Annotated in this window: 23 protein-coding genes and 4 tRNA genes; 19 read left to right on the forward strand and 8 right to left on the reverse strand. The window is 61.2% G+C overall.

The features are described from left to right. Positions 1–146: 146 nt before the first annotated feature. From LQ249_RS04875 to LQ249_RS04885, 3 genes are all read right to left on the reverse strand, one after another. A complete protein-coding gene (locus LQ249_RS04875; RefSeq protein ID WP_232566229.1) occupies positions 147–1,046 on the reverse strand; it encodes an acyltransferase in 900 nt (299 codons plus the stop codon). Further along, complete coding sequence (gene pta / locus LQ249_RS04880; protein WP_046384744.1) at positions 1,047–3,146, reverse strand: phosphate acetyltransferase; 2,100 nt, start codon at positions 3,144–3,146, stop codon at positions 1,047–1,049. It abuts the gene before it with no gap. Positions 3,147–3,225: 79 nt separating this feature from the next. Beyond that, positions 3,226–3,516, reverse strand: coding sequence for a DUF3565 domain-containing protein (locus LQ249_RS04885; protein WP_046384743.1), 291 nt, complete (start codon positions 3,514–3,516; stop codon positions 3,226–3,228). Between LQ249_RS04885 and LQ249_RS04890 the strand changes: the two genes are divergently transcribed. After that, a complete protein-coding gene (locus LQ249_RS04890; protein WP_017845493.1) occupies positions 3,515–4,000 on the forward strand; it encodes an FKBP-type peptidyl-prolyl cis-trans isomerase in 486 nt (161 codons plus the stop codon). The two genes, LQ249_RS04885 and LQ249_RS04890, sit on opposite strands and share 2 nt — an antisense overlap. A 164-nt stretch (positions 4,001–4,164) precedes the next feature. On the opposite strand, the gene rpsT is transcribed toward LQ249_RS04890, so the two are convergent. Then, on the reverse strand, positions 4,165–4,443 hold the full coding sequence (gene rpsT, locus LQ249_RS04895; protein ID WP_003215870.1) for a 30S ribosomal protein S20: 279 nt from the start codon (positions 4,441–4,443) through the stop codon (positions 4,165–4,167). 253 nt (positions 4,444–4,696) lie between these two features. On the opposite strand from rpsT, the gene murJ reads away from it, so the two are divergent. The 6 genes from murJ to ispH all read left to right on the forward strand — a co-directional run bounded on the left by murJ (position 4,697) and on the right by ispH (position 12,172). Next, positions 4,697–6,235, forward strand: coding sequence for a murein biosynthesis integral membrane protein MurJ (gene murJ / locus LQ249_RS04900; RefSeq protein ID WP_169865178.1), 1,539 nt, complete (start codon positions 4,697–4,699; stop codon positions 6,233–6,235). 120 nt (positions 6,236–6,355) lie between these two features. Next, positions 6,356–7,294 carry a bifunctional riboflavin kinase/FAD synthetase gene (gene ribF / locus LQ249_RS04905; protein WP_017845491.1) on the forward strand — a complete coding sequence of 313 codons (939 nt, stop codon included), beginning with the start codon at positions 6,356–6,358 and terminating at the stop codon, positions 7,292–7,294. Positions 7,295–7,308: 14 nt separating this feature from the next. Continuing rightward, positions 7,309–10,140 carry an isoleucine--tRNA ligase gene (gene ileS, locus LQ249_RS04910; protein ID WP_017845490.1) on the forward strand — a complete coding sequence of 944 codons (2,832 nt, stop codon included), beginning with the start codon at positions 7,309–7,311 and terminating at the stop codon, positions 10,138–10,140. Next, positions 10,133–10,642 (forward strand): signal peptidase II, encoded by a 510-nt coding sequence (gene lspA / locus LQ249_RS04915; protein ID WP_017845489.1) that lies wholly within the window; start codon positions 10,133–10,135, stop codon positions 10,640–10,642. The genes ileS and lspA overlap by 8 nt, the downstream gene beginning before the upstream one ends. 7 nt (positions 10,643–10,649) lie before the next feature. Further along, the gene (gene fkpB, locus LQ249_RS04920) at positions 10,650–11,087 is read left to right on the forward strand and encodes an FKBP-type peptidyl-prolyl cis-trans isomerase (RefSeq protein WP_169850802.1); all 438 of its coding nucleotides are present in this window, start codon (positions 10,650–10,652) and stop codon (positions 11,085–11,087) included. Between the two features lie 137 nt (positions 11,088–11,224). Then, positions 11,225–12,172, forward strand: coding sequence for a 4-hydroxy-3-methylbut-2-enyl diphosphate reductase (ispH, locus tag LQ249_RS04925; protein WP_017845487.1), 948 nt, complete (start codon positions 11,225–11,227; stop codon positions 12,170–12,172). Here the strand turns inward: ispH and LQ249_RS04930 are convergent. Further along, positions 12,126–12,707 carry a GspH/FimT family pseudopilin gene (locus LQ249_RS04930; protein WP_046384738.1) on the reverse strand — a complete coding sequence of 194 codons (582 nt, stop codon included), beginning with the start codon at positions 12,705–12,707 and terminating at the stop codon, positions 12,126–12,128. The two genes, ispH and LQ249_RS04930, sit on opposite strands and share 47 nt — an antisense overlap. A gap of 204 nt (positions 12,708–12,911) precedes the next feature. Here LQ249_RS04930 and pilV point away from each other — a divergent pair, with 204 nt between their 5' ends. The 5 genes from pilV to thiO all read left to right on the forward strand — a co-directional run bounded on the left by pilV (position 12,912) and on the right by thiO (position 16,224). After that, on the forward strand, positions 12,912–13,397 hold the full coding sequence (pilV, locus tag LQ249_RS04935) for a type IV pilus modification protein PilV (protein ID WP_032804232.1): 486 nt from the start codon (positions 12,912–12,914) through the stop codon (positions 13,395–13,397). Next, a complete protein-coding gene (locus LQ249_RS04940) occupies positions 13,394–14,101 on the forward strand; it encodes a PilW family protein (protein ID WP_057005754.1) in 708 nt (235 codons plus the stop codon). The genes pilV and LQ249_RS04940 overlap by 4 nt, the downstream gene beginning before the upstream one ends. 46 nt (positions 14,102–14,147) lie before the next feature. Then, entirely contained in the window at positions 14,148–14,639 is a 492-nt protein-coding gene (locus tag LQ249_RS04945) for a pilus assembly PilX family protein (RefSeq protein WP_232566230.1), read from the forward strand. Between the two features lie 11 nt (positions 14,640–14,650). Continuing rightward, positions 14,651–15,052, forward strand: coding sequence for a type IV pilin protein (locus tag LQ249_RS04950; protein ID WP_017845482.1), 402 nt, complete (start codon positions 14,651–14,653; stop codon positions 15,050–15,052). A gap of 62 nt (positions 15,053–15,114) precedes the next feature. Beyond that, complete coding sequence (gene thiO / locus LQ249_RS04955; RefSeq protein WP_169865165.1) at positions 15,115–16,224, forward strand: glycine oxidase ThiO; 1,110 nt, start codon at positions 15,115–15,117, stop codon at positions 16,222–16,224. Here the strand turns inward: thiO and LQ249_RS04960 are convergent. Both LQ249_RS04960 and LQ249_RS04965 read right to left on the reverse strand, forming a co-directional pair. Further along, positions 16,211–16,444, reverse strand: a complete 234-nt coding sequence (locus LQ249_RS04960; RefSeq protein WP_026139830.1) for a PP0621 family protein — start codon at positions 16,442–16,444, stop codon at positions 16,211–16,213. The genes thiO and LQ249_RS04960 overlap by 14 nt on opposite strands. Before the next feature lie 125 nt (positions 16,445–16,569). Then, positions 16,570–17,595, reverse strand: a complete 1,026-nt coding sequence (locus tag LQ249_RS04965; protein ID WP_017845480.1) for an outer membrane protein assembly factor BamD — start codon at positions 17,593–17,595, stop codon at positions 16,570–16,572. 149 nt (positions 17,596–17,744) lie between these two features. Between LQ249_RS04965 and rluD the strand changes: the two genes are divergently transcribed. From rluD to LQ249_RS05000, 7 genes are all read left to right on the forward strand, one after another. Continuing rightward, a complete protein-coding gene (gene rluD, locus LQ249_RS04970) occupies positions 17,745–18,707 on the forward strand; it encodes a 23S rRNA pseudouridine(1911/1915/1917) synthase RluD (RefSeq protein ID WP_017845479.1) in 963 nt (320 codons plus the stop codon). After that, on the forward strand, positions 18,704–19,429 hold the full coding sequence (gene pgeF / locus LQ249_RS04975; RefSeq protein ID WP_017845478.1) for a peptidoglycan editing factor PgeF: 726 nt from the start codon (positions 18,704–18,706) through the stop codon (positions 19,427–19,429). The genes rluD and pgeF overlap by 4 nt, the downstream gene beginning before the upstream one ends. Positions 19,430–19,560: 131 nt before the next feature. Continuing rightward, positions 19,561–22,125, forward strand: a complete 2,565-nt coding sequence (clpB, locus tag LQ249_RS04980) for an ATP-dependent chaperone ClpB (protein WP_017845477.1) — start codon at positions 19,561–19,563, stop codon at positions 22,123–22,125. 304 nt (positions 22,126–22,429) lie between these two features. After that, positions 22,430–22,505, forward strand: a tRNA-Asn gene (locus LQ249_RS04985). A gap of 10 nt (positions 22,506–22,515) precedes the next feature. Then, positions 22,516–22,592 (forward strand) — tRNA-Pro (locus LQ249_RS04990). A 5-nt stretch (positions 22,593–22,597) separates the two neighbouring features. Further along, positions 22,598–22,673 (forward strand) — tRNA-Lys (locus tag LQ249_RS04995). A gap of 94 nt (positions 22,674–22,767) precedes the next feature. Further along, positions 22,768–22,844, forward strand: a tRNA-Pro gene (locus tag LQ249_RS05000). 176 nt (positions 22,845–23,020) lie between these two features. Here LQ249_RS05000 and LQ249_RS05005 read toward each other — a convergent pair. Next, positions 23,021–24,319 (reverse strand): NAD(P)/FAD-dependent oxidoreductase, encoded by a 1,299-nt coding sequence (locus LQ249_RS05005; protein WP_017845476.1) that lies wholly within the window; start codon positions 24,317–24,319, stop codon positions 23,021–23,023. Positions 24,320–24,354: the final 35 nt, after the last annotated feature.

Genomic DNA, 24,354 nt, shown 5'->3' on the forward strand with positions numbered 1-24,354 from the left:
CGATCACTCGGTGGCGGGCTTTTTACATGCTCAAGAACGTCTCGGTTGAATGTGGGAGGGGGCTTGCCCCCGATTGCAGAGTGTCAGTCAGAGCATCGGGTGACTGAACCACCGCTATCGGGGGCAAGCCCCCTCCCACCTTTTGATCAGTGGCGGCCTGGGTAGTCGGTGTGCAACTGTTTCAGCAGCGCGTCCTTGTCTTCCCACAACCGGTTGATCCAGGCCTGGAACGCCAGCCGATACTCGCTATCCTGCTCATAATTCTTGCCAATGAACTCGGCCGGAATCTGCACCTCTTCGAACTGCACCACCACGTCCTGCACATTCCCACACAACAAGTCCCAGTAGCCTGGGCGTCCGGCGGGGTAGTGGATGGTCACATTGACCAATGACTTGAGCTGCTCACCCATGGCATCCAGCACAAACGCGATACCGCCAGCCTTGGGCTTGAGCAGGTAGCGAAACGGCGACTTCTGCTGCGCATGCTTGCCGACGGTAAACCGCGTGCCTTCGGCAAAGTTGAAAATGCCCACAGGGTTGGCGCGAAACTTCGCGCAGGTCTTGCGGGTGGTTTCCAGGTCCTTGCCTTTCTTCTCCGGGTGTTTTTCCAGGTAGGCCTTGGAGTAGCGCTTCATGAACGGAAAGCCCAACGCCCACCAGGCCAGGCCAATCACCGGCACCCAGATCAGTTCCTGCTTGAGAAAGAACTTCAGCGGGCGAATCCGGCGATTGAGCACATATTGCAGGACCATGATGTCGACCCAGCTCTGGTGGTTGCTGGTCACCAGATAAGAGTGCTGGTAGTCCAGCCCTTCCAGGCCTTTGAGGTGCCAGTGGGTGCGCCGTACCAGGTTCATCCACGCCTTGTTGTTGCTGATCCAGGCTTCATGGGTGTGGTTCATCAGCCATTCGCTGAAACGTTTGGCGAACGGCAGGGCCTTGAACAGTGCGACGATGAACAGGAACGAACACAGCAGGATCGTGTTCAGCGCCAGCAGCAACGACGCGATTACCCCGCGCACGGCGGCAGGTAGAAAATCCAGCATTTAGATATCCATAGGTCGGTTGGCGGCTTGAATCGCGGTCAGGGCGATGGTGTACACAATGTCGTCGACCTGGGCGCCGCGCGGCAGGTCGTTCACCGGTTTGCGCAGGCCCTGGAGCATCGGCCCGAGGCTGACGCAATCGGCGCTGCGTTGTACCGCCTTGTGGGTGGTGTTGCCGGTGTTCAGGTCGGGGAACACGAAGACCGTGGCCTTGCCCGCCACCAGGCTGTTGGGCGCCAGTTGCCGGGCGACGGTTTCGTTGGCGGCGGCATCGTATTGCAACGGGCCGTCGATCAGCAGCGAACTTTGCTGTTCATGGGCGAGCAGGGTGGCTTCGCGGACCTTTTCCACCTCTTCGCCGCTGGCCGACTCACCGCTGGAATAGCTGATCATCGCCACCCGTGGGGTGATACCGAACGCGGCCGCCGAATCGGCGCTCTGCAGGGCGATTTCCGCCAGTTCGGCGGCGCTCGGGTGCGGGTTCATCACGCAGTCGCCGTACACCAGCACCTGTTCGGGGAACAGCATGAAGAACACCGACGACACCAGGGTGCAGCCCGGCGCGGTCTTGATCAGTTGCAGGGCCGGGCGGATGGTGTTCGCGGTGGAGTGGATAACGCCGGAGACCAGGCCGTCGACTTCATCCAGTGCGAGCATCATGGTCGCGATCACCACGGTGTCTTCGAGCTGCTGTTCGGCCATCGGCGCGTTGAGGCTTTTGCTTTTGCGCAACGCGACCATCGGTTCGACATAACGCTCGCGGATCAGGTCCGGGTCGAGAATCTCCAGGCCTTCGGGCAATTCGATGCCCTGGGCGCGGGCGACCGCTTCGACGTCCGCCGGCTTGGCCAGCAACACGCAGCGGGCAATGCCGCGGGCCTGGCAGATCGCGGCGGCTTGCACGGTCAACGGCTCGCTGCCTTCGGGCAGGACGATGCGCTTGTTGGCGGCCTGGGCGCGTTGGATCAACTGGTAGCGGAACACCGCCGGCGACAGGCGCATTTCCCGTGGCGTGCCGCAGCGTTGGTGCAGCCAGCGCGCATCGAGGTGGCTGGCGACGAAATCGGTGATGATCTCGGCCCGCTCACGGTCATCGATGGGGATTTCCTTGTTCAGGTTGTTGAGCAGGTTCGCTGTCTCATAGGAACCGGTACTCACCGACAGCACCGGCAACCCGGCCTGGAACGCGCCTCGACAGAGGTCCATGATGCGCGGGTCGGGCAGGGTGTCGCTGGTCAGCAGCAGGCCGGCCAGGGGCACGCCGTTGATCGCCGCCAGGCTGACGGCGAGGATGATGTCGTCGCGGTCACCCGGTGTCACCACCAGCACGCCCGGCTTGAGCAGTTCCACGGTGTTGCGCATGGTGCGGGCGCAGATGATGATCTTGGTCATGCGCCGGGTTTCGTAATCCCCGGCGTTGAGGATCTGCGCGCTCATCAGGTCGGCGACGTCACGGGTGCGCGGCGCGTTGAGTTCGGGCTGGAAAGGAATGCAGCCGAGCAGGCGGAAATCCCCGCTGCGCAGCAACGGCGAATGCTCCTTGAGGCGCGCCGAGAAGGCCTCCATGCTTTCATCGGTGCGTACCTTGTTGAGGATCACGCCGAGCACTTTCGGGTCCTTCGGGCCGCCGAACAGTTGGGCCTGCAGCTCCACGCGGCCGGAGAGCTCGGTGAGCACTTCGTTTTCCGGCGCCGAGACCAGGATCACTTCCGCATCCAGGCTCTTGGCCAGGTGCAGGTTGACCCGCGCCGCATAGCTGGCGCTGCGGGTCGGCACCATGCCTTCGACGATCAGCACGTCCTTGCCCACGGCGGCCTGCTGATACAGGGTGATGATTTCTTCGAGCAACTCGTCGAGCTGGCCGTCGCCGAGCATCCGCTCGACATGGGCCAGGCCCAGGGGCTGCGGCGGTTTGAGGCCGTGGGTGCGCGCCACCAGTTCGGTGGAGCGTTCGGGGCCGGTGTCGCCGGGGTGCGGCTGGGCAATCGGTTTGAAGAAGCCGACTTTCAACCCGGCACGTTCAAGGGTGCGGACCAGCCCAAGGCTGATAGAGGTCAGACCCACACCAAAATCGGTGGGCGCGATAAAAAAAGTCTGCATGCGAATTCTCTGGAGGTGCATGGCTTCGGTGGCGCTCTATGGTTGAGTGCCTACCGGGAATCAGGCGCCAAGGTTATCGTTATTCGCGCTCCTGCGCACACCAGCCGCAGGCAAAGGGCTGGCCTATTTTTTCCAGGCGGCGTGCGGGGTCGAGCACCCAGGCGCGCGATTGCCAGGGCGGCTGGTGGCGCAGGTGCTGGGTGTGGCCGCAGGACAGCTCGGCAACCCAGTGCCGGTCGTCGTCCTGGTGGAATCCGATGATGACGACGGCCGTTGATTGGTCCCGTCCGTCCGGGTTCTGTTCGCTTTCGGGCAAATCCTTGTTTAGACTTGTCCGTTCTTCATTCTTATGCAAAAGGTCTCGCCCCATGACGATCGCCGCTAACAAGGCTGTCTCCATCGACTATACCCTGACCAACGACGCTGGTGAGGTCATCGACAGCTCAGCCGGCGGCGCGCCGCTGGTCTACCTGCAAGGCGCAGGCAACATTATCCCGGGCCTGGAAAACGCCCTGGTCGGCAAGAGCGTCGGTGATGAACTGACCGTTGTCGTAGAGCCTGAAAATGCTTACGGCGAATACTCCGCCGAACTGGTCAGCACCCTGAGCCGCAGCATGTTCGAAGGTGTCGACGAACTGGAAGTGGGCATGCAGTTCCACGCTTCCGCGCCGGACGGCCAAATGCAGATCGTCACCATCCGTGATCTGGACGGCGACGACGTCACTGTCGACGGTAACCACCCTCTGGCAGGCCAGCGCCTGAACTTCCAAGTGAAGATCGTTGCCATCCGCGACGCTTCCCAGGAAGAAGTCGCTCACGGCCACGTCCACGGTGAAGGCGGTCATCACCATTGATCGATGTTTTGATCAGGTGGTAGCAAAAACGCCCCGACTGGTTCGGGGCGTTTTTTTGTGCCTGCAATAAAGATGTATGGCGCCCAAACAAAAATGCCCCGGACCTTTCGGTACGGGGCATTTCTTAACTGTTACGCAGGTAAACCTGCGTGGCAGTTTATCGCTTAGGCTGCAGCAGCAAGGTTCAGAGCCTTGATGTGGCCGTTCAGGCGACCTTTATGGCGAGCAGCTTTGTTCTTGTGGATGATGCCTTTATCGGCCATACGGTCGATAACTGGCACAGCCAGAACGTAAGCAGCTTGAGCTTTTTCAGCGTCTTTTGCGTCAATGGCCTTAACTACATTCTTGATGTAGGTACGAACCATGGAACGCAGGCTGGCGTTGTGGCTGCGACGCTTCTCAGCCTGTTTTGCACGTTTTTTGGCGGAAGGTGTGTTGGCCACCGTCGAGCTCCTCGAAAGACTTTTTAGGAAATAGCAAACAAAATAGGCCGCGAATCATGCCGATGAGTTGATGGGTTGTCAAGGGCGGTTGATGCGAACTGCTGAGTGGTCGATCTGAAGAGGCGGGTGATTTATTTCCGGCGCTTGACCTGTAAACTCGCGAGCTTTGGCGCTGTGCTGTTGCAGGCGCGCAGTATCGCATAAGTAGGCGCGTAGTTCGCCTGCTCTTTATCTATAGGCGCAAACTCTTTCAATGAATCTGCTCAAATCGTTGGCTGCCGTCAGCTCAATCACGATGATTTCCCGGGTATTGGGGTTTGTGCGTGACACCTTGTTGGCACGCATTTTCGGCGCCAGCATGGCCACGGATGCGTTCTTCATTGCCTTTAAACTGCCCAACCTGTTGCGGCGGATCTTCGCCGAGGGCGCGTTTTCCCAGGCGTTCGTGCCGATTCTGGCGGAATACAAGACGCAGCAGGGCGAGGAGGCGACCCGCACATTCATTGCCTATGTCTCGGGCTTGCTGACCCTGGTGCTGATGCTGGTGACTGTGATCGGCATGCTCGCCGCGCCGTGGGTGATCTGGGCCACGGCGCCCGGTTTTGCCAATACGCCGGAAAAATTCGCGCTGACCACTGATCTGCTGCGTGTGACTTTCCCCTACATATTGCTGATTTCCCTGTCATCCCTGGCTGGCGCCATCCTCAATACCTGGAACCGTTTCTCGGTGCCGGCGTTCGTGCCGACCCTGCTTAACGTCAGCATGATTATTTTCGCGCTGTTCCTCACGCCCTACTTCGATCCGCCGGTCATGGCCCTGGGCTGGGCCGTCCTGGCCGGCGGCCTGGCGCAATTGCTCTACCAACTGCCGCACCTGAAAAAGATCGGCATGCTCGTGTTGCCGCGCCTGAACCTCAAGGACACCGGCGTCTGGCGCGTGATGCGCAATATGCTGCCAGCGATCCTCGGGGTGTCGGTCAGCCAGATTTCGCTGATCATCAATACCGCGTTCGCCTCATTGCTGGTGTCCGGTTCGGTGTCGTGGATGTACTACGCCGATCGCTTGATGGAGCTGCCGTCCGGCGTCCTCGGCGTGGCCCTGGGCACGATTCTGCTGCCGACGCTGGCGCGTACTTACGCGAGCAAGGACCGCCATGAATACTCGCGCATTCTCGATTGGGGCCTGCGCCTGTGCTTCGTGCTGGTGTTGCCGTGCTCGCTGGCCCTGGGAATCCTCGCCGAGCCACTGACGGTGTCGTTGTTCCAGTACGGGCAATTCGGCGCGCACGATGCCTTGATGACTCAGCACGCGCTGATCGCTTACTCGGTCGGTCTGCTTGGGATTATCGTGATCAAAGTGCTGGCGCCGGGGTTCTACGCCCAGCAAAACATCCGCACGCCGGTGAAGATCGCGATCTTCACGCTGATCGTCACGCAACTGCTCAACCTGGTGTTCATCGGTCCGCTGGCGCATGCCGGCCTGGCCCTGGCCATCAGCGCCGGTGCCTGTATCAATGCCGGCCTGCTGTTTTACCAACTGCGCAAACAGCAGATGTTCCAGCCGCAGCCTGGCTGGGGCATGTTTGCCCTCAAGCTGCTGGTGGCGGTGGCGATGATGTCGGCGGTATTGCTGGGTCTGATGCACTTCATGCCGGCCTGGGATCAAGGCCATATGCTCGAGCGTTTCTTGCGCCTGGGCGTGCTGGTGGTGGCGGGCGTGGTGGTGTACTTCGGGATGTTGCTGCTGCAAGGTTTCCGCCTGCGGGATTTCAATCGCAAGGCGCTGGGTTAGCGAGTTTGCCGCGATAAAACCGGTGTTTTATCGATTCCATCCATTTTGCCCTGCGCTGTTGCCTGTGATCCGGGGCCGGGTGTGGTTATAATCGACCACTTTATGAGCAAGAAGCGCGTTATGCAGCTGGTTCGAGGTCTCCACAACCTGCGCCCCCAGCATCGGGGCTGCGTCGCCACTATTGGCAACTTTGACGGTGTACACCGTGGCCACCAGGCTATCCTGGCCCGGCTGCGCGAGCGTGCGGTCGAGTTGGGCGTGCCCAGCTGCGTGGTGATTTTTGAGCCACAGCCGCGGGAATTCTTTACCCCGGAAACGGCGCCAGCGCGCCTGGCCCGCTTGCGCGACAAGCTGCAACTGTTGGCCGAGGAGGGCGTGGACCGTGTGCTGTGCCTGGCCTTCAACCAGCGTTTGCGCAGCCTCAGCGCCGCCGAGTTCGTCGACCGTATCCTGGTGGATGGCTTGGGCGTACAGCACCTGGAGGTCGGCGACGACTTCCGTTTCGGCTGTGATCGGGTCGGCGATTTCGATTTTCTGCAGCACGCCGGCGTAACCCAGGGTTTTACCGTCGAAGCCGCGCAAACCGTCGAACTGGACGGCCTGCGCGTGAGCAGTACCCAGGTGCGTAATGCCCTGGCCGCTGCCGACTTCGCCTTGGCCGAGCGTTTGCTCGGTCGCCCGTTCCGCATTGCCGGGCGGGTATTGCACGGCCAGAAGCTGGCGCGCCAACTGGGCACGCCAACCGCCAACGTGCAGCTCAAGCGCCGTCGTGTGCCGCTGACCGGGGTTTACCTGGTGAGCGTCGACATCGACGGCCAATCGTGGCCGGGAGTCGCCAATATAGGCGTCAGGCCCACGGTTGCAGGTGATGGCAAGGCCCACCTGGAGGTTCACCTTTTGGATTTTGCCGGTGATCTGTATGACCGGCGTTTGACGGTGGTTTTCCACCAAAAGCTGCGTGAAGAGCAGCGTTTCGCCTCCCTCGAGGCGTTGAAAACGGCGATCAATGCGGATGTCGCCGCCGCCCGTGCCCTAGCCGCACCTAGCGCCCATCGCTAACCGAAGAGCCTTAAATGACCGACTATAAAGCCACGCTAAACCTTCCGGACACCGCCTTCCCAATGAAGGCCGGCCTGCCACAGCGCGAACCGCAGATCCTGCAGCGCTGGGACAGTATTGGCCTGTACGGAAAGTTGCGCGAAATTGGCAAGGATCGTCCGAAATTCGTCCTGCACGACGGCCCTCCTTATGCCAACGGCACGATTCACATCGGTCATGCGCTGAACAAGATTCTCAAGGACATGATCGTCCGCTCGAAGACCCTTTCGGGCTTCGACGCGCCGTATGTCCCGGGTTGGGATTGCCACGGCCTGCCGATCGAACACAAAGTCGAAGTGACCCACGGCAAGAACCTGGGCGCCGATAAAACCCGCGAACTGTGCCGTGCCTACGCCACCGAGCAGATCGAAGGGCAGAAGTCCGAGTTCATCCGCCTGGGTGTCCTGGGCGACTGGGCCAATCCCTACAAGACCATGGATTTCAAGAACGAGGCCGGTGAAATCCGCGCCTTGGCCGAAATCGTCAAGGGCGGTTTCGTGTTCAAGGGCCTCAAGCCCGTGAACTGGTGCTTCGACTGCGGTTCGGCCCTGGCTGAAGCGGAAGTCGAGTACGAAGACAAGAAGTCCTCGACCATCGACGTGGCCTTCCCGATCGCCGACGACGCCAAGCTGGCCGCGGCCTTTGGCCTGGCAAGCCTGGCCAAGCCAGCCGCCATCGTGATCTGGACCACCACCCCGTGGACCATCCCCGCCAACCAGGCGCTGAACGTCCACCCGGAATTCACCTACGCCCTGGTGGATGTCGGTGATCGCCTGCTGGTGCTGGCCGAAGAGATGGTCGAAGCCTGCCTGGCGCGTTACGCGCTGGAAGGTTCGGTGATCGCCACCACCACCGGTTCCGCGCTGGAACTGATCAACTTCCGTCACCCGTTCTACGACCGCCTGTCGCCGGTGTACCTGGCTGACTACGTTGAACTGGGCGCCGGCACCGGCATCGTTCACTCCGCGCCTGCTTACGGCGTAGACGACTTCGTGACCTGCAAGGCCTACGGCATGGTCAACGACGACATCTTGAACCCGGTGCAGAGCAACGGTGTTTATGCGCCGTCCCTGGAATTCTTCGGTGGCCAGTTCATCTTCAAGGCCAACCAGCCGATCATCGACAAGCTGTCGGAAGTCGGCGCGCTGCTGCACACCGAGACCATCAAGCACAGCTACATGCACTGCTGGCGCCACAAGACCCCGCTGATCTACCGCGCCACCGCGCAGTGGTTCATCGGTATGGATAAAGAACCGGCCAGCGGCGACACCTTGCGCAATCGCGCAATCAAAGCCATCGAAGACACCAAGTTCGTCCCGGCCTGGGGCCAGGCGCGCCTGCACTCGATGATCGCCAACCGTCCGGACTGGTGCATCTCCCGCCAGCGCAACTGGGGCGTGCCGATCCCGTTCTTCCTCAACAAGGAAAGCGGCGAGCTGCACCCGCGTACCGTCGAGCTGATGGAAGTCGTGGCCCAGCGCGTTGAGCAGGAAGGCATCGAAGCCTGGTTCAAGCTGGACGCCGCCGAGCTGTTGGGCGACGAAGCGCCGCTGTACGACAAGATCAGCGACACCCTCGACGTGTGGTTCGACTCCGGCACCACCCATTGGCACGTGCTGCGCGGTTCGCACCCGATGGGTCATGCAGCCGGCCCGCGCGCCGACCTGTACCTGGAAGGTTCGGACCAGCACCGTGGCTGGTTCCACTCGTCGCTGCTGACCGGTTGCGCCATCGACGACCACGCACCGTACCGCGAACTGCTGACCCACGGTTTCACCGTCGACGAAAACGGCCGCAAGATGTCCAAGTCCCTGGGCAACGTGATCGCGCCGCAAAAGGTCAACGACACCCTGGGCGCCGACATCATGCGTCTGTGGGTGGCCTCGACCGATTATTCGGGCGAGATGGCCGTGTCGGAGCAGATCCTGCAGCGTAGCGCCGATGCCTACCGCCGTATCCGCAATACCGCACGCTTCATGCTGTCGAACCTGACCGGTTTCAACCCGGCCACCGACATCCTGCCGGCCGAGGACATGCTCGCCCTGGACCGTTGGGCCGTGGACCGTACCCTGTTGCTGCAGCGCGAGTTGCAAGAGCACTACGGCGAATACCGCTTCTGGAACGTCTACTCGAAGATCCACAACTTCTGCGTGCAGGAGCTGGGCGGTTTCTACCTCGACATCATCAAGGATCGCCAGTACACCACCGGCGTCAACAGCAAGGCGCGCCGCTCGGCGCAGACCGCGCTGTACCACATCTCCGAAGCGCTGGTGCGCTGGATCGCACCGATCCTGGCCTTCACTGCCGACGAACTGTGGGAATACCTGCCGGGCGAGCGCAACGAATCGGTGATGCTCAACACTTGGTACGAAGGCCTGACCGAACTGCCGGCCGACTTCGAACTGGGCCGCGAGTACTGGGACGGCGTGATGGCGGTGAAAGTGGCCGTGAACAAGGAGCTGGAAGTGCAGCGCGCGGCCAAGGCCGTCGGTGGCAACCTGCAAGCCGAAGTCACCCTGTTTGCCGAGGAGGGCCTGAGCGCCGACCTGGCCAAGCTGAGCAACGAACTGCGCTTCGTGCTGATCACCTCCACCGCGAGCCTGGCGCCATTCGCCCAGGCCCCGGCGGACGCCGTGGCTACCGAAGTGCCTGGCCTGAAGCTCAAAGTCGTCAAGTCGGCCTTCCCCAAGTGCGCCCGTTGCTGGCACTGCCGTGAAGATGTCGGCGTGAACCCTGAGCATCCGGAAATCTGCGGTCGTTGCGTCGACAACATCAGCGGTGCCGGCGAGGTTCGTCACTATGCCTAACGCCAGTCGTTTCGGACGTCTTGGCTGGCTCGTATTGAGCGTGCTGGTCCTGGTCATCGACCAGGTCAGCAAGGCTCACTTCGAGGGCTCCCTGGAGATGTTCCAGCAGATCGTGGTGATCCCGGATTACTTCAGCTGGACGCTGGCCTATAACACCGGCGCGGCGTTCAGCTTCCTGGCCGATGGCGGCGGCTGGCAGCGCTGGTTGTTCGCTCTGATCGCTGTGGTGGTCAGTGCGGTGCTGGTGGTCTGGCTCAAGCGCCTGGGGCGCGATGACACCTGGCTGGCCATCGCCCTGGCACTGGTGCTGGGTGGCGCGCTGGGCAACCTGTACGACCGCATCGCCCTGGGCCATGTGATCGACTTCATTCTGGTGCATTGGCAGAACCGCTGGTACTTCCCCGCGTTCAATTTTGCCGACAGCGCCATCACCGTCGGTGCAATCATGCTGGCACTCGATATGTTCAAAAGTAAGAAAACCGGAGAGACCGTTCATGACTGATCAGGTATTGGCTGAACAACGCATCGGCCAGAACACGGAAGTCACCTTGCATTTCGCATTGCGCCTGGAGAATGGCGACACGGTCGACAGCACGTTCGACAAATCCCCGGCGACCTTCAAGGTGGGCGATGGCAACCTGCTGCCGGGTTTTGAAGCGGCCTTGTTCGGCTTCAAGGCCGGCGACAAGCGCACCCTGCAGATCCTGCCGGAAAACGCCTTTGGCCAGCCCAACCCGCAAAACGTACAGATCATCCCGCGTTCGCAGTTCCAGGACATGGAACTGTCGGAAGGCCTGCTGGTGATCTTCAACGATGCGGCGAACACCGAGCTGCCGGGTGTGGTCAAAGCCTTCGATGACGCGCAAGTGACCATCGACTTCAACCACCCGTTGGCCGGTAAAACCTTGACGTTTGACGTAGAAATCTTCGACGTTAAAGCGCTCTAACTGACAGAACCGGCTCCTGCGGGCGCTGGCTTGTGTGGGAGCTGGCTTGCCTGCGATGGCATCACCTCGGTGTACCTGATACACCGAGTCGACCGCATCGCAGGCAAGCCAGCTCCCACAAAGACACGAGGCACAGCATGCAAATCAAACTCGCCAACCCCCGTGGCTTCTGCGCCGGCGTGGACCGCGCGATCGAAATCGTCAACCGTGCGCTGGAAGTCTTCGGGCCGCCGATTTATGTGCGCCATGAAGTCGTCCACAACAAATTCGTGGTCGAAGACTTGCGCGCTCGCGGCGCCATCTTTGTCGAAGAGCTCGACCAGGTGCCGGACGACGTTATCGTTATCTTCAGCGCCCACGGCGTATCCCAGGCGGTGCGGACCGAAGCAGCAGGCCGCGGCCTGAAAGTGTTCGATGCCACCTGCCCATTGGTTACCAAGGTGCATATCGAAGTCGCGCGCTACAGCCGCGATGGCCGTGAATGCATCCTGATCGGCCACGCCGGCCACCCGGAAGTCGAAGGCACCATGGGCCAGTACGATGGCAGCAACGGTGGCGCAATCTACCTGGTGGAAGACGAAAAAGACGTCGCCAACCTGCAGGTACGCAACCCTGAGCGTTTGGCCTTCGTCACCCAGACCACGTTGTCGATGGACGACACCAGCCGAGTGATCGATGCCTTGCGCACACGCTTCCCGGCAATTGGCGGCCCACGCAAGGACGACATCTGCTACGCCACGCAAAACCGCCAGGACGCAGTCAAGCAACTGGCCGATGAATGTGATGTGGTGCTGGTTGTCGGCAGCCCTAACAGCTCCAACTCCAACCGCCTGCGTGAACTGGCTGAACGCATGGCCACGCCGGCGTACCTGATCGACGGCGCCGAGGACATGCAGCGCAGCTGGTTCGACGGCGTCGAGCGCATCGGCATCACTGCGGGCGCCTCGGCACCGGAAGTGCTGGTGCGTGGTGTGATCCAGCAGTTGCAGGCCTGGGGCGCCACCGGTGCCGATGAGTTGGCCGGTCGTGAGGAGAACATCACTTTCTCCATGCCCAAGGAGCTGCGGGTGCGTTCGCTGCTCTGAGTCCCAGGGTGTTGAGCGAGCCCCGGCATAATGCCTGCTCGGTTTTATCCCGGCGCAGGCTGATGCGTCCGCTGGGGGCCAGCACCACTTGAAACAGGCTTTGTGCCTGATCCGTGGCGCATACATGCACGGTGCCGGCACGAAAGCCCCCGCCGGCAAAGACCGGCTCGCCCAGCCCGCTGAAGCGTACCTGGCTCCTGACCGGGCCATTGCCCACGATCGGTACGCGCCCATTGTCCTGATGCTCCAGCAGTACGGGATTATCGTCGTCCAGATGGCCTCGCCCGTTCAGGTCCACGATCACCCGCCAGCCCCTGCTCCAATCGTCGTCCAAGGCATGAATGACTACCGCCCGGTTGCGTGCGATGGCTTCGCTGCGCGCATAGCGCAGGCCGCCAACCAAAGACTGGGCCGCACTGTGTCGCTGCTGGGACTCCAGCAACCCCTTGAAACTGGGGACCGCCAGCTGCGCGAGGATGCCGCTCAGGATCAGCCCGAGCAGTAGTTCGATCAGGGTGAAGCCTCGTTGTGTCATGTGCGGTCCCTCCGTGGACGCGATGAATATTCAGGTGGCATGCCTAGGTATAGCGCTCCGGTCGTGGCGTTGAATGCTGGCCTTTATGTCCAAAGTATTTCCCTTTGTTCCGGGAGCGGCACAGGCCGAAAACCGCCGCTAGTCTTGGGCCGCACAGCAGGTTTTTCCTGCTTTTTCCGGCCTTTGACAGGGATGACGACGGTAATGCTTGCTTGCTCGACTGCTTTGTTTCGACCGGTGACTTCCCGCCACCAAACCGGCATGACCCTGATCGAGGTGGTGGTGGCGGTGCTGATTCTGGTGATCGGCCTGCTGGGCGCTGCGGTGGTCCAGCTCAATGCGCTCAAGTACACCGACAGTACGCGGATGACCAGCCAGGCCAGCTTCATCGCCTACGACATGCTGGACCGCATTCGCGCCAATGCTGGCGCCGACTATTCGTGGGTGCGAACCGAGCGCGCGCCACTGTTCACGTCGACGGGCAGCGTGCGCGACCTCGACCTGCATGATTTCGAGGCCAATATCATCGGTTTCGCCGGCGACAGCGGCAGTGGCTCGGTGCTCGTTCGTGCCGACGAGGTGACCGTGAGCATCAGTTGGGATGATGCCAGGGGGGCAAAAAAAGCCGGGGCGAGGGAAACGCTCACACTCACCAGCCGCATCGCCGATGAATCGCAGGTGTCGCAATGAATCGGCGGGTGCGGGGTTTCAGTGTGTTGGAGCTGCTGCTGGCGTTGACGCTCGGGTTGGTGCTGAGCCTTGGGTTCAGCCAAATCGCCATCAGCGCTCGAACCACCGATGCCAGCCAGCAGGCCGCCATGCTGCTGCAGGATGATGCGCGGTTTGCGCTCGGCAAGCTGGTTCAGGACATTCGCCTAGCGGGCATGTTCGGTTGCCTGGCTACGGCATCGATCGAAGGTGCGCCGTTGGCTTTCGATCGACCAATCAGCTGGAGTGCCACGGGTGACGCAAGGTCGCTGACGCTGGTCAGCGCTGAGGTCGGCGAGGACGGCGGCGCGCCGGATTGGACCGTATTGTCCGACTGCTCCGGCTCTGCCCACGCTTATGCCGGTACGCCACCACCCGCCGTGCCGGGGCAGATACGCTTTGCGATACGCCAGCTCACCTACACCTTCGAGGCTGGCCAGCTGAAAGTCAGTACCCCGTCAGCCCCGGCCAAGGCGGTGCTGGTGGACAACGTGCAGGCGTTCGAGATCAGTTTCGGCGTGGCAGCCAAGCCTGACTCGACGCCGGTGGTGGGGTATGACCCCGGCCCGGCCGACAATTCGCTGATACGCAGTGTACGCATCCGTTTGACGCTGCAAGACCCGGACGGGTTGGTGAAGGCGCAAACCTGGAGCGTGGTTGCAGCGCTGCGCAACCGGCTGGGGTAGGGCGACCATGGCAGGGTTTCGTGTTGTTGAACGACGGCAGGTGGGCATGGTGCTGCTGATCAGCCTGGTATTCCTGTTGTTGTTATCGCTGATCGCATTGTCTTCGATGCAGGGTGCGGTGTCCCAGCAGAAGGTCGTTGGCAGTGTCTGGCATCGCAACCAGTCGCTGCAAAGTGCCGAAAGTGGCCTGAGGCTGGGGGAGGCGGCCGTGCGGCGGGCAGGCGCCGCGTGGCCTGTGTGCGCGTCGATCATCACCTGTGCGCCGCTGCGCGAGTCGTCCTCGGTGATAGCTCCCGGAACCGATCCCGTTTCGAGGGTGAACTGGGCCGCCATGGACGGCGGTCTTTACGCGGTTCAAGCGCTCGGGCCTGTCGTGGGGCTGGCTCATTTGCCTGCGCAGATGCCGGCAATGCTCTATCGGGTTACGGCGGTGGGGCTCCGTGGCCAATCGCGCACGGTGCTGGAGGCCATGTATGCGCGGGTGGGCGAGGGAGGGCGCTCGCGGTTTCAGCGAGTGATGTGGCGACAACTTTACTGAGGAGCGGCGCAATGGGCATGGATAGCCAGGGTTTTACATTGATTGAGTTACTGACTGCCGTGGCGATCGTCGCGGTGCTGGCCGGTGTCGTTTATCCGGCGTATGTCGGCCATGTGAACAAGGCCTATCGCGCGGAAATTGTCGTGCTGTTGACCGAGCAAGCTCAGTCTCTGGAGCGGTATTACACGAGCAATGGCAGTTTTATTGATGCAAGCGGCGTCAGCGTCGGCAATGATCGCTATAGAATCACGGCTGCGCTGAACCCTCAGGATTTCAGCCTGCTGGCCACACCAGGCGTCGACTCTGTCATGGCAGGCGACGCTTGCGGGGCATTCAGCCTGACCAGTAGCGGTGCGCGGACCAACCCCGGAGCGGCCCCAGGCATGTCACGCAAGACATGCTGGGGGCAGTGATGGGTGTACTCCATGAGTGGGCGCCGAGTGCGCTTTTCCCTTTTTATCGGCTGGATCAAATGATGGCTAAGCAACAGCGAGTGGTGGTGGTCGGTGGCGGAGTAATCGGCTTGTTGACGGCGTTCAACCTGGCGACCCAGGGCCTGGCAGTCGTACTGCTGGAGCGCTCGGGGCTCGGGCAGGAGTCCTCGTGGGCAGGCGGCGGCATTGTCTCGCCACTGTACCCGTGGCGCTACAGCCCGGCAGTCACGGCTTTGGCTCATTGGTCCCAGGACTTTTATCCACAGCTGGCCGAGCGCTTGTTTGCCGATACCGGCGTTGATCCGGAGGTCCACACCACCGGGCTCTACTGGCTGGACCTGGAGGATGAAGCCGACGCATTGGCCTGGGCCGCCCGTGAAGGACGACCATTGAGCAAGGTGGATGTGTCGGTCGCCCATGATGCGGTTCCGGTGCTGGGCGGTGGTTACTCCCAGGCGATCTACATGGCGAATGTGGCGAATGTGCGCAACCCGCGCCTGATCAAATCCCTCAAGGCGGCGCTGCTGGCGCTCCCAGGCGTGAGGATTCATGAACAGTGCGAAGTTGACGGGTTTGTGTTGGACGGCGACAACGTCGTCGGCGTGAATACGCCTGCCGGGCCGGTGCTCGGTGATCAGGTCGTGCTTGCGGCGGGGGCCTGGAGTGGGCAGTTGCTGGACAAGCTGGGCCTGTCGCTGCCGGTTGAGCCGGTCAAAGGCCAGATGATTTTGTACAAATGCGCCTCGGACTTTCTGTCGAGCATGGTCCTGGCCAACGGGCGTTATGCGATCCCGCGGCGTGACGGGCACATTCTGATTGGCAGTACCCTGGAACATGAAGGGTTCGACAAGACGCCGACCGGATCGGCGCTGGAGAGCCTGAAGGCTTCGGCCGTGGAGTTGATTCCCGCCCTGGCGGATGCCGAGGTGGTTGGCCATTGGGCGGGCCTGCGGCCAGGCTCGCCGGAAGGTATTCCCTACATCGGTCCTGTCCCCGGTTTCAACGGGCTGTGGCTCAATTGCGGGCATTACCGCAACGGCCTCGTGCTGGCGCCGGCGTCGTGCCAGTTATTCGCCGATTTGTTGCTGGGGCACACGCCGATCATCGACCCTGCGCCCTACGCGCCCGCAGGTCGGATCAACGTTGGATAGCTTTCGGCCCTTGCTCCAGATGCGCCTGGGTGCAATACCATTCTTGCCGTGAGCTCAGTGCTCGGTCCTGCGGCAGATGTACGCCGCAGTGAGCGCAGCGCACCATTGGCGTTGCGTCGGGTTCGCCGGAGCGTTGTTGTTTGACGGCCGGGTTTTTGAATTTGCGCCAGAACCATACCGCGGCAGCAATGACGGCAATCCAGAACAGTAGACGAACCATGATGGGCAGTTTCTCGACAAGGAATGCGCCAGTTTAGCCAAGGACGTGGCAGGCGCACAGCGCAATAACGCTTGCGCATAAAAAAGGGAGCCCCGAGGGCTCCCTTTTTACGTTGCGTCGGATGATCAGTCGAACACACCGAAGGTCATGTAGCTGAACCACGAGCGGTCCTGGTTGTTGCCCAGGGCTTGCGGCGCTTGTTCTTCGATCACATCGCCATTTTCATCATGGGGCTTGAGGTCCGCAGGGATGGCTTCCTTGGCGTCCTGGAACTGTTTCATCACGTCCTGGTTGGCGCGGGTTTCACCCGGCGGCAGCGGTGGACGCGACTCGATCAGGCCCAGGGTGTACTTGCTCAGCCACGAACGGTTGTCCGCTTCGGCAACCTGAGGCACGAACTGGCCGTCTTTCAGGCTTGGGTGATCCGGGTAGTTGAGCTTCAGGGTTTCCAGGCTGGTGGCCGCCAGGGCGTCCAGGTGCAGGCGCTGGTAGGCCTCGGTCATCACCGCCAGGCCGTCACCCACGGAAGGGGTTTCCTGGAAGTTTTCCACGACATAGCGACCACGGTTGGCGGCTGCCACGTAAGCCTGACGGGTCAGGTAGTAGTGGGCCACGTGGATTTCGTAGGAGGCCAGCAGGTTACGCAGGTAGATCATGCGCTGCTTGGCGTCCGGCGCGTAGCGGCTGTTGGGATAGCGGCTGGTCAGCTGGGCGAACTCGTTGTAGGAGTCGCGGGCAGCGCCCGGGTCACGCTTGGTCATGTCCAGCGGCAGGAAGCGCGCCAGCAGGCCAACGTCCTGGTCGAACGAGGTCAGGCCCTTGAGGTAGTAGGCATAGTCGACGTTCGGGTGCTGCGGGTGCAGGCGGATAAAACGCTCGGCGGCGGACTTGGCGGCTTCCGGCTCGGCGTTCTTGTAGTTGGCGTAGATCAGCTCGAGCTGGGCCTGGTCGGCGTAGCGCCCGAACGGATAGCGCGACTCCAGGGCCTTCAGCTTGGCTGTGGCACTGGTGTAGCTATTATTGTCCAAGTCTTTTTGAGCTTGTTGATACAGCTCGACTTCGCTCAGGTTTTCGTCGACGACTTCCTTTGTTGACGAGCAAGCAGCAGTCATGGCGAGGATGGCGATCAGCAGCAGGTGTTTCACTTGCATGGCGGCTTGCGTCCCTATGACGGCCGCTGTCTTGGGCGGGGCCGTCCTGTTATGATGAGCGCCCCGTTGAAAGCATCGGGGCAAAAGACGCCGTATTTAACCACAAGCGCGCAGCCGAAACCAAAGGCTGTGCCACGCCTAGTCTGAGCATGTCCGATAAAATTGAACTTCGCGCAGAGGTGCCGTCCGAATTGGGCGGCCAACGCCTCGATCAAGTCGCCGCACAATTATTCGCTGAGCACTCGCGCTCGCGCCTTTCCGCCTGGATCAAAGACGGCCGCCTGACTGTGGATGGAGCGGTTATCCGCCCGCGAGACATAGTCCATGGCGGTGCGATTCTTGAGCTGACTGCCGAGCAGGAAGCCCAGGGAGAATGGATCGCCCAGGACATCGAGCTGGACATCGTCTATGAAGACGACGACATCCTGGTCATCAACAAACCCGCAGGCCTGGTGGTTCACCCGGCGGCCGGGCACGCTGATGGCACCTTGCTCAATGCTCTGTTGCACCATGTGCCGGACATCATCAATGTCCCGCGCTGCGGCATCGTACACCGCCTGGACAAGGACACGACCGGCTTGATGGTGGTGGCCAAGACCATTCAGGCCCAGACGCAGCTGGTTACACAGTTGCAGAGCCGCAGCGTCAGCCGGATCTACGAGTGCATCGTGATCGGCGTCGTGGTGGCGGGTGGCAAGATCAATGCGCCTATCGGTCGTCACGGCCAGCAGCGCCAGCGTATGGCGGTGATGGAAGGCGGCAAGCAGGCCGTCAGCCACTACCGTGTGCTGGAGCGTTTCCGGTCCCACACCCATGTGCGGGTCAAGCTGGAAACCGGCCGTACCCACCAGATTCGCGTACACATGGCGCACATCAACTTCCCGTTGGTCGGAGATCCGGCCTACGGCGGTCGCTTCCGTATTCCGCCGGCGGCCAGTGTCACCATGGTTGAATCGCTGAAGTCCTTCCCGCGTCAGGCGCTGCATGCGCGGTTCCTGGAGCTGGATCATCCGACGAGCGGTAAGCGGATGAGCTGGGAATCGCCTCTGCCGGACGATCTGGTCTGGTTGCTGTCGCTGCTCAGGCAGGATCGCGAGGCATTTATCGGATGAGTGACTGGCTGATTCCTGACTGGCCCGCGCCGGCTCAGGTCAAGGCCTGCGTCACCACCCGTGCGGGCGGCGTCAGCCTGGCGCCGTTCGACAGCCTAAACCTGGGCGATCACGTCGAGGACAGCCCCGAGGCTGTGCTTGAAAATCGCCGTCGCCTCACCGAAGTCTTTCATGTCCGGCCGGCCTGGCTCCGCCAGGTCCACGGCGTGAACGTGGTCGAGGCCGACCCCGAGCGCATTGCCGAAGCCGACGGCAGTTGGACCAGCACGCCGGGCATCGCCTGCACCTCCATGACCGCCGATTGCCTGCCTGCGTTGTTCTGCAACCGCGCCGGCACACGCGTCGCCGCCGCTCACGCGGGTTGGCGTGGCTTGGCCGCGGGCGTGCTGGAGGCCACCGCCGAAAGCCTGCAAGCCGAGCCTGCCGACATATTGGTCTGGCTGGGCCCGGCCATTGGCCCGCAAGCCTTCGAAGTCGGCCCGGAAGTGCGGGAAGCGTTCGTGCAGCAACTGCCGGGCACCGCCCAGGCCTTTGTGCCCAGTCGCAACCCCGGCAAGTTCATGGCCGACATCTACCAGCTGGCCCGTTTGCGCCTGGCTGCCCGCGGTATCACTGCCGTTTACGGTGGCGGGTTCTGCACCGTGAACGATCCGCGCTTCTTTTCTTTCCGCCGCAGTCCACGCACGGGTCGGTTCGCCTCCCTTATTTGGTTGGAGCGCTAGACTCTTCTGATCTACGTCAACTGTCCGACGCTTGAATCTCCCAGAATCGACCACATCTATAGGGCTATCTGGCAGGTTTCTTCATTCAGGATGTGTTTGTAGCTCCGGCCTGCTCAAAAGGAAGGTGACTAATGCGTATTGATCGTTTAACCAGCAAACTGCAATTGGCCTTATCGGACTCCCAGTCCCTGGCAGTCGGCCTCGACCACCCGGCCATTGAGCCTGCGCACTTGATGCAGGCGCTCCTGGAACAGCAAGGTGGTTCTATCAAGCCCTTGCTGATGCAGGTGGGCTTCGACGTCAACAGCCTGCGCAAGGAGTTGAGCAAAGAGCTCGACCAACTGCCGAAAATCCAGAATCCTACCGGCGACGTGAATATGTCCCAGGACCTGGCGCGCCTGCTCAATCAAGCGGACCGCCTGGCTCAGCAGAAGGGCGACCAGTTCATCTCCAGCGAGCTGGTGCTGCTCGCCGCCATGGACGAAAACAGCAAGCTCGGCAAATTGTTGCTGGGCCAGGGCGTCAGCAAAAAAGCCCTGGAAAACGCCATCAACAACCTGCGTGGCGGCGAAGCGGTGAACGACCCCAACCACGAGGAGTCGCGCCAGGCCCTGGATAAATACACTGTCGACCTGACCAAGCGCGCCGAAGAAGGCAAGCTTGACCCGGTGATCGGCCGTGACGACGAGATTCGTCGCACCATCCAGGTCCTGCAGCGCCGTACCAAGAACAACCCGGTGCTGATCGGTGAGCCTGGTGTGGGTAAAACCGCGATTGCCGAGGGCCTGGCCCAGCGCATCATCAACGGTGAAGTGCCTGACGGCCTCAAGGGCAAGCGCCTGCTGTCCCTGGACATGGGGTCGCTGATCGCTGGCGCCAAATTCCGCGGCGAGTTCGAAGAGCGTCTCAAATCCCTGCTTAACGAGCTGTCGAAGCAGGAAGGGCAGATCATTCTGTTTATCGACGAGTTGCACACCATGGTCGGCGCCGGTAAAGGCGAAGGCTCGATGGACGCCGGCAACATGCTCAAGCCTGCCTTGGCGCGGGGTGAGTTGCACTGCGTGGGTGCCACCACGCTCAACGAATACCGCCAGTACATCGAGAAGGATGCAGCCCTTGAGCGGCGCTTCCAGAAAGTGCTGGTGGAAGAGCCGAGCGAAGAAGACACCATCGCGATCCTGCGGGGCCTGAAAGAACGCTATGAGGTCCACCACAAGGTAGCGATCACTGACGGCGCGATCATTGCGGCGGCGAAGTTGAGCCATCGCTATATCACCGACCGGCAGTTGCCCGACAAGGCCATCGACCTGATCGACGAAGCGGCCAGCCGTATCCGCATGGAGATCGACTCCAAGCCGGAAGTGCTCGACCGTCTGGATCGGCGCCTGATTCAACTGAAAGTCGAATCCCAGGCACTGAAAAAAGAAGAGGACGAAGCGGCGAAAAAACGTCTGGAAAAACTTCAGGAAGAAATCCTCCGCTTGGAGCGCGAGTACTCGGACCTCGAGGAAATCTGGAACGCGGAAAAAGCTGAAGTACAGGGTTCGGCACAGATCCAGCAAAAGATCGAGCAGTCGCGCCAGGAGCTGGAAACCGCACGCCGTAAGGGCGACCTGAACCGCATGGCCGAGTTGCAGTACGGGGTGATCCCGGACCTGGAACGCAGCCTGCAGATGGTCGACCAGCATGGTCACAGCGAGAACCAATTGCTGCGCAGCAAGGTGACCGAGGAAGAAATTGCCGAAGTTGTCTCGAAGTGGACCGGTATCCCCGTGTCGAAAATGCTCGAAGGCGAGCGCGACAAGCTGATGAAGATGGAAAGCCTGTTGCACCAGCGCGTCATCGGCCAGGAAGAGGCGGTGGTGGCGGTGTCCAACGCAGTACGGCGTTCCCGTGCGGGGTTGTCCGACCCGAATCGTCCAAGTGGTTCGTTCATGTTCCTCGGCCCGACCGGTGTGGGTAAGACCGAGTTGTGCAAGGCCTTGGCCGAGTTCCTCTTCGACACCGAAGAAGCCATGGTGCGGATCGATATGTCCGAGTTCATGGAGAAACATTCCGTGGCTCGCCTGATCGGGGCGCCACCGGGCTACGTAGGCTACGAGGAAGGCGGTTACCTGACCGAAGCGGTACGGCGCAAGCCTTACTCGGTGATCCTGCTGGATGAGGTCGAGAAGGCCCACCCGGACGTGTTCAACATCTTGCTGCAGGTGCTGGAAGATGGCCGGCTGACGGACAGCCACGGGCGTACTGTGGATTTCCGCAACACGGTGATCGTGATGACCTCCAACCTGGGGTCGGTGCAGATCCAGGAACTGGTGGGCGATCGTGAAGCCCAGCGCGCAGCGGTGATGGATGCGCTGACCACGCACTTCCGCCCGGAATTCATCAACCGGGTCGATGAAGTGGTGATCTTCGAGCCTTTGGCACGGGATCAGATCGCGGGCATCACCGAGATCCAGTTGGGCCGCCTGCGCAGCCGTCTGGCCGAGCGCGAGCTGGCGCTGGAGCTGAGCCCCGAGGCGTTGGACAAGCTGATCGCGGTCGGTTACGACCCGGTGTATGGCGCACGGCCGTTGAAGCGTGCGATCCAGCGCTGGATCGAAAACCCGCTGGCCCAGCTGATTCTGTCGGGCAGCTTTATGCCGGGCACCAGCGTCAAGGCCACGGTGGAAAACGACGAAATCGTCTTCCACTGAGTTCGGTCGGTCGGGCTATAAAGAGAGGGCCTCGCGTTGCGAGGCCTTTTTTTTCGATAGGGCGTTGAACTGTAAGGCAAAGGCTTGTAAAGTGCGCCCCGCAGCAACGTCAGCCCACGGGTTTCTTCTCCCCAAGAAGAAATCAGAAAGAAGCGCAAATCATTGTCTTAAAAGCAATTTAAAGGGTTGACAGGGGTTTTTAAGATTGTAGAATAGCGCGCCTCAGAGACACGAACGTAGCGATACGGACGCATCGAAGAGAAGGTTACACCGCAGTAAAAGTTGTACATTTGAAATGTGTAGTTCCGTGATAGCTCAGTCGGTAGAGCAAATGACTGTTAATCATTGGGTCCCAGGTTCGAGTCCTGGTCACGGAGCCAATTTCAAAACCGGGGTATAGCGCAGTCCGGTAGCGCGCCTGCTTTGGGAGCAGGATGTCAGGAGTTCGAATCCCCTTACCCCGACCATTTTTGGGTCGTTAGCTCAGTTGGTAGAGCAGTTGGCTTTTAACCAATTGGTCGTAGGTTCGAATCCCACACGACCCACCATTTTTGAGACCAGTTAGCGCTGGAATCAGATCTTAAGATCAGCGGCCAAAAGCTCTGATCGAAGAAGGCGGCTGAGAGGTCGCCTTTGTTTTACCGGGGTATAGCGCAGTCCGGTAGCGCGCCTGCTTTGGGAGCAGGATGTCAGGAGTTCGAATCCCCTTACCCCGACCATATTAAAAATCCTCGTATCGAAAGATACGGGGATTTTTTTTGCCTGAAATTATCCCAAATCCAACACAACACCAATGTGGGAGGGGGCTTGCTCCCGATAGCAGTGTGTCAGCCACTCATTATTTAGCTGACTCACCGTCATCGGGAGCAAGCCCCGTCCCACATTGACCGCGTGTTTAGTGAAGTTTGAGACGTGGCTCGGTTCCGCGCCCAATCCGGCTGCCCAGCATCAGCATCGCCGTGCGGAAGACGCCATATAGCGCCATCTGGTGCATGCGGTACAGCGACACATAGAACATCCGCGCCAACCAGCCTTCCAACATCACGCTGCCTGTGAGGTTGCCCATCAGGTTACCCACCGCAGAGAAGCGCGACAGCGAGATCAGCGAGCCGTAGTCGGTGTATTTGTACGATGGCAGGTCCTTGCCTTCGATCCGCAGCTTCAACGATTTGGCCAACAATGAAGCCTGCTGGTGCGCGGCCTGGGCGCGTGGCGGTACGTTGCGGTCGGTGCCGGGTTGCGGGCAGGCGGCGCAGTCACCGAAGGCGAAGATGTTTTCATCGCGGGTGGTTTGCAGTGTCGGCAGCACCTGCAGTTGATTGATGCGGTTGGTTTCCAGGCCGTCGATGTCCTTGAGGAAGGCGGGCGCACGGATGCCGGCGGCCCACACTTTCAGGCTGGCCGGAATCACTTGGCCGCTGCTGGTGATCAGCGCGTCGGCCGTCACTTCGCTGACCGCCGAGTTGGTCAGCACCGTCACGCCGAGCTTCTCCAGGGTTTTATGCACCGGCCCGCCGATCCGCTCCGGTAGGGCAGGCAGGACCCGTGGGCCGGCTTCGATCAGGGTGATGTGCATGTTTTCCGGTTTGATCCGGTCCAGGCCGTAGGCTGCCAGTTCATGGGCGGCGTTATGCAGTTCGGCCGCCAGTTCAACCCCGGTGGCGCCAGCGCCGACGATGGCCACGCTGATCTTTTCCACCACGTCGGTTTGCCCGGCATGGGCGCGCAGGTAGTGGTTGAGCAACTGCTGATGGAAGCGCTCCGCCTGTTTGCGCGTGTCGAGGAACAGGCAGTGTTGCGCCGCGCCTTCGGTGCCGAAGTCATTGGTGGTACTGCCGACCGCAATCACCAGGCTGTCGTAGCCCAGTACGCGCGCAGGCACCAGTTCGCGGCCTTCTTCGTCGAGGGTCGCGGCCAGTTGGATTTTCTTCTGTTCACGGTCGAGCCCGCTCATGCGCCCCAGCTGGAACTCGAAGTGGTTCCATTTGGCCTGGGCGACATAATTGAGTTCGTCTTCCGAAGAGTTCAGCGAGCCGGCGGCCACTTCGTGCAGCAGCGGTTTCCAGATATGGGTCAGGTTGGTGTCCACCAGCGTGATGCTGGCGGTGCCGCGCTTGCCCAGAGTCTTACCCAGGCGGGTAGCCAACTCCAGGCCGCCGGCGCCGCCGCCGACGATAATAATACGATGGGTCATGGGGATATCTCGCAAGGCTAAAAGAAATCGGAGCG

Source organism: Pseudomonas sp. 7-41 (assembly GCF_021233075.1).
In the GTDB taxonomy this organism is placed as follows: Bacteria; Pseudomonadota; Gammaproteobacteria; order Pseudomonadales; family Pseudomonadaceae; genus Aquipseudomonas; species Aquipseudomonas veronii.

Excerpts from the sequence above, each read along its gene's own strand:
- LQ249_RS04945 (WP_232566230.1), top strand. The coding sequence starts at position 14,148 with ATGGTGCTGCTGATCAGCCTGGTATTCCTGTTGTTGTTATCGCTGATC.
- LQ249_RS04890 (WP_017845493.1), top strand. The coding sequence starts at position 3,515 with ATGACGATCGCCGCTAACAAGGCTGTCTCCATCGACTATACCCTGACC.
- lspA (WP_017845489.1), top strand. The coding sequence starts at position 10,133 with ATGCCTAACGCCAGTCGTTTCGGACGTCTTGGCTGGCTCGTATTGAGC.
- ribF (WP_017845491.1), top strand. The coding sequence starts at position 6,356 with ATGCAGCTGGTTCGAGGTCTCCACAACCTGCGCCCCCAGCATCGGGGC.
- LQ249_RS04950 (WP_017845482.1), top strand. The coding sequence starts at position 14,651 with ATGGGCATGGATAGCCAGGGTTTTACATTGATTGAGTTACTGACTGCC.
- murJ (WP_169865178.1), top strand. The coding sequence starts at position 4,697 with ATGAATCTGCTCAAATCGTTGGCTGCCGTCAGCTCAATCACGATGATT.
- ileS (WP_017845490.1), top strand. The coding sequence starts at position 7,309 with ATGACCGACTATAAAGCCACGCTAAACCTTCCGGACACCGCCTTCCCA.
- LQ249_RS04930 (WP_046384738.1), bottom strand. The coding sequence starts at position 12,707 with ATGACACAACGAGGCTTCACCCTGATCGAACTACTGCTCGGGCTGATC.
- rluD (WP_017845479.1), top strand. The coding sequence starts at position 17,745 with ATGTCCGATAAAATTGAACTTCGCGCAGAGGTGCCGTCCGAATTGGGC.
- clpB (WP_017845477.1), top strand. The coding sequence starts at position 19,561 with ATGCGTATTGATCGTTTAACCAGCAAACTGCAATTGGCCTTATCGGAC.
- pta (WP_046384744.1), bottom strand. The coding sequence starts at position 3,146 with ATGCAGACTTTTTTTATCGCGCCCACCGATTTTGGTGTGGGTCTGACC.
- LQ249_RS04965 (WP_017845480.1), bottom strand. The coding sequence starts at position 17,595 with ATGCAAGTGAAACACCTGCTGCTGATCGCCATCCTCGCCATGACTGCT.
- LQ249_RS04960 (WP_026139830.1), bottom strand. The coding sequence starts at position 16,444 with ATGGTTCGTCTACTGTTCTGGATTGCCGTCATTGCTGCCGCGGTATGG.
- LQ249_RS04875 (WP_232566229.1), bottom strand. The coding sequence starts at position 1,046 with ATGCTGGATTTTCTACCTGCCGCCGTGCGCGGGGTAATCGCGTCGTTG.
- LQ249_RS04885 (WP_046384743.1), bottom strand. The coding sequence starts at position 3,516 with ATGGGGCGAGACCTTTTGCATAAGAATGAAGAACGGACAAGTCTAAAC.
- LQ249_RS05005 (WP_017845476.1), bottom strand. The coding sequence starts at position 24,319 with ATGACCCATCGTATTATTATCGTCGGCGGCGGCGCCGGCGGCCTGGAG.
- ispH (WP_017845487.1), top strand. The coding sequence starts at position 11,225 with ATGCAAATCAAACTCGCCAACCCCCGTGGCTTCTGCGCCGGCGTGGAC.
- thiO (WP_169865165.1), top strand. The coding sequence starts at position 15,115 with ATGGCTAAGCAACAGCGAGTGGTGGTGGTCGGTGGCGGAGTAATCGGC.
- pilV (WP_032804232.1), top strand. The coding sequence starts at position 12,912 with ATGCTTGCTTGCTCGACTGCTTTGTTTCGACCGGTGACTTCCCGCCAC.
- LQ249_RS04940 (WP_057005754.1), top strand. The coding sequence starts at position 13,394 with ATGAATCGGCGGGTGCGGGGTTTCAGTGTGTTGGAGCTGCTGCTGGCG.
- pgeF (WP_017845478.1), top strand. The coding sequence starts at position 18,704 with ATGAGTGACTGGCTGATTCCTGACTGGCCCGCGCCGGCTCAGGTCAAG.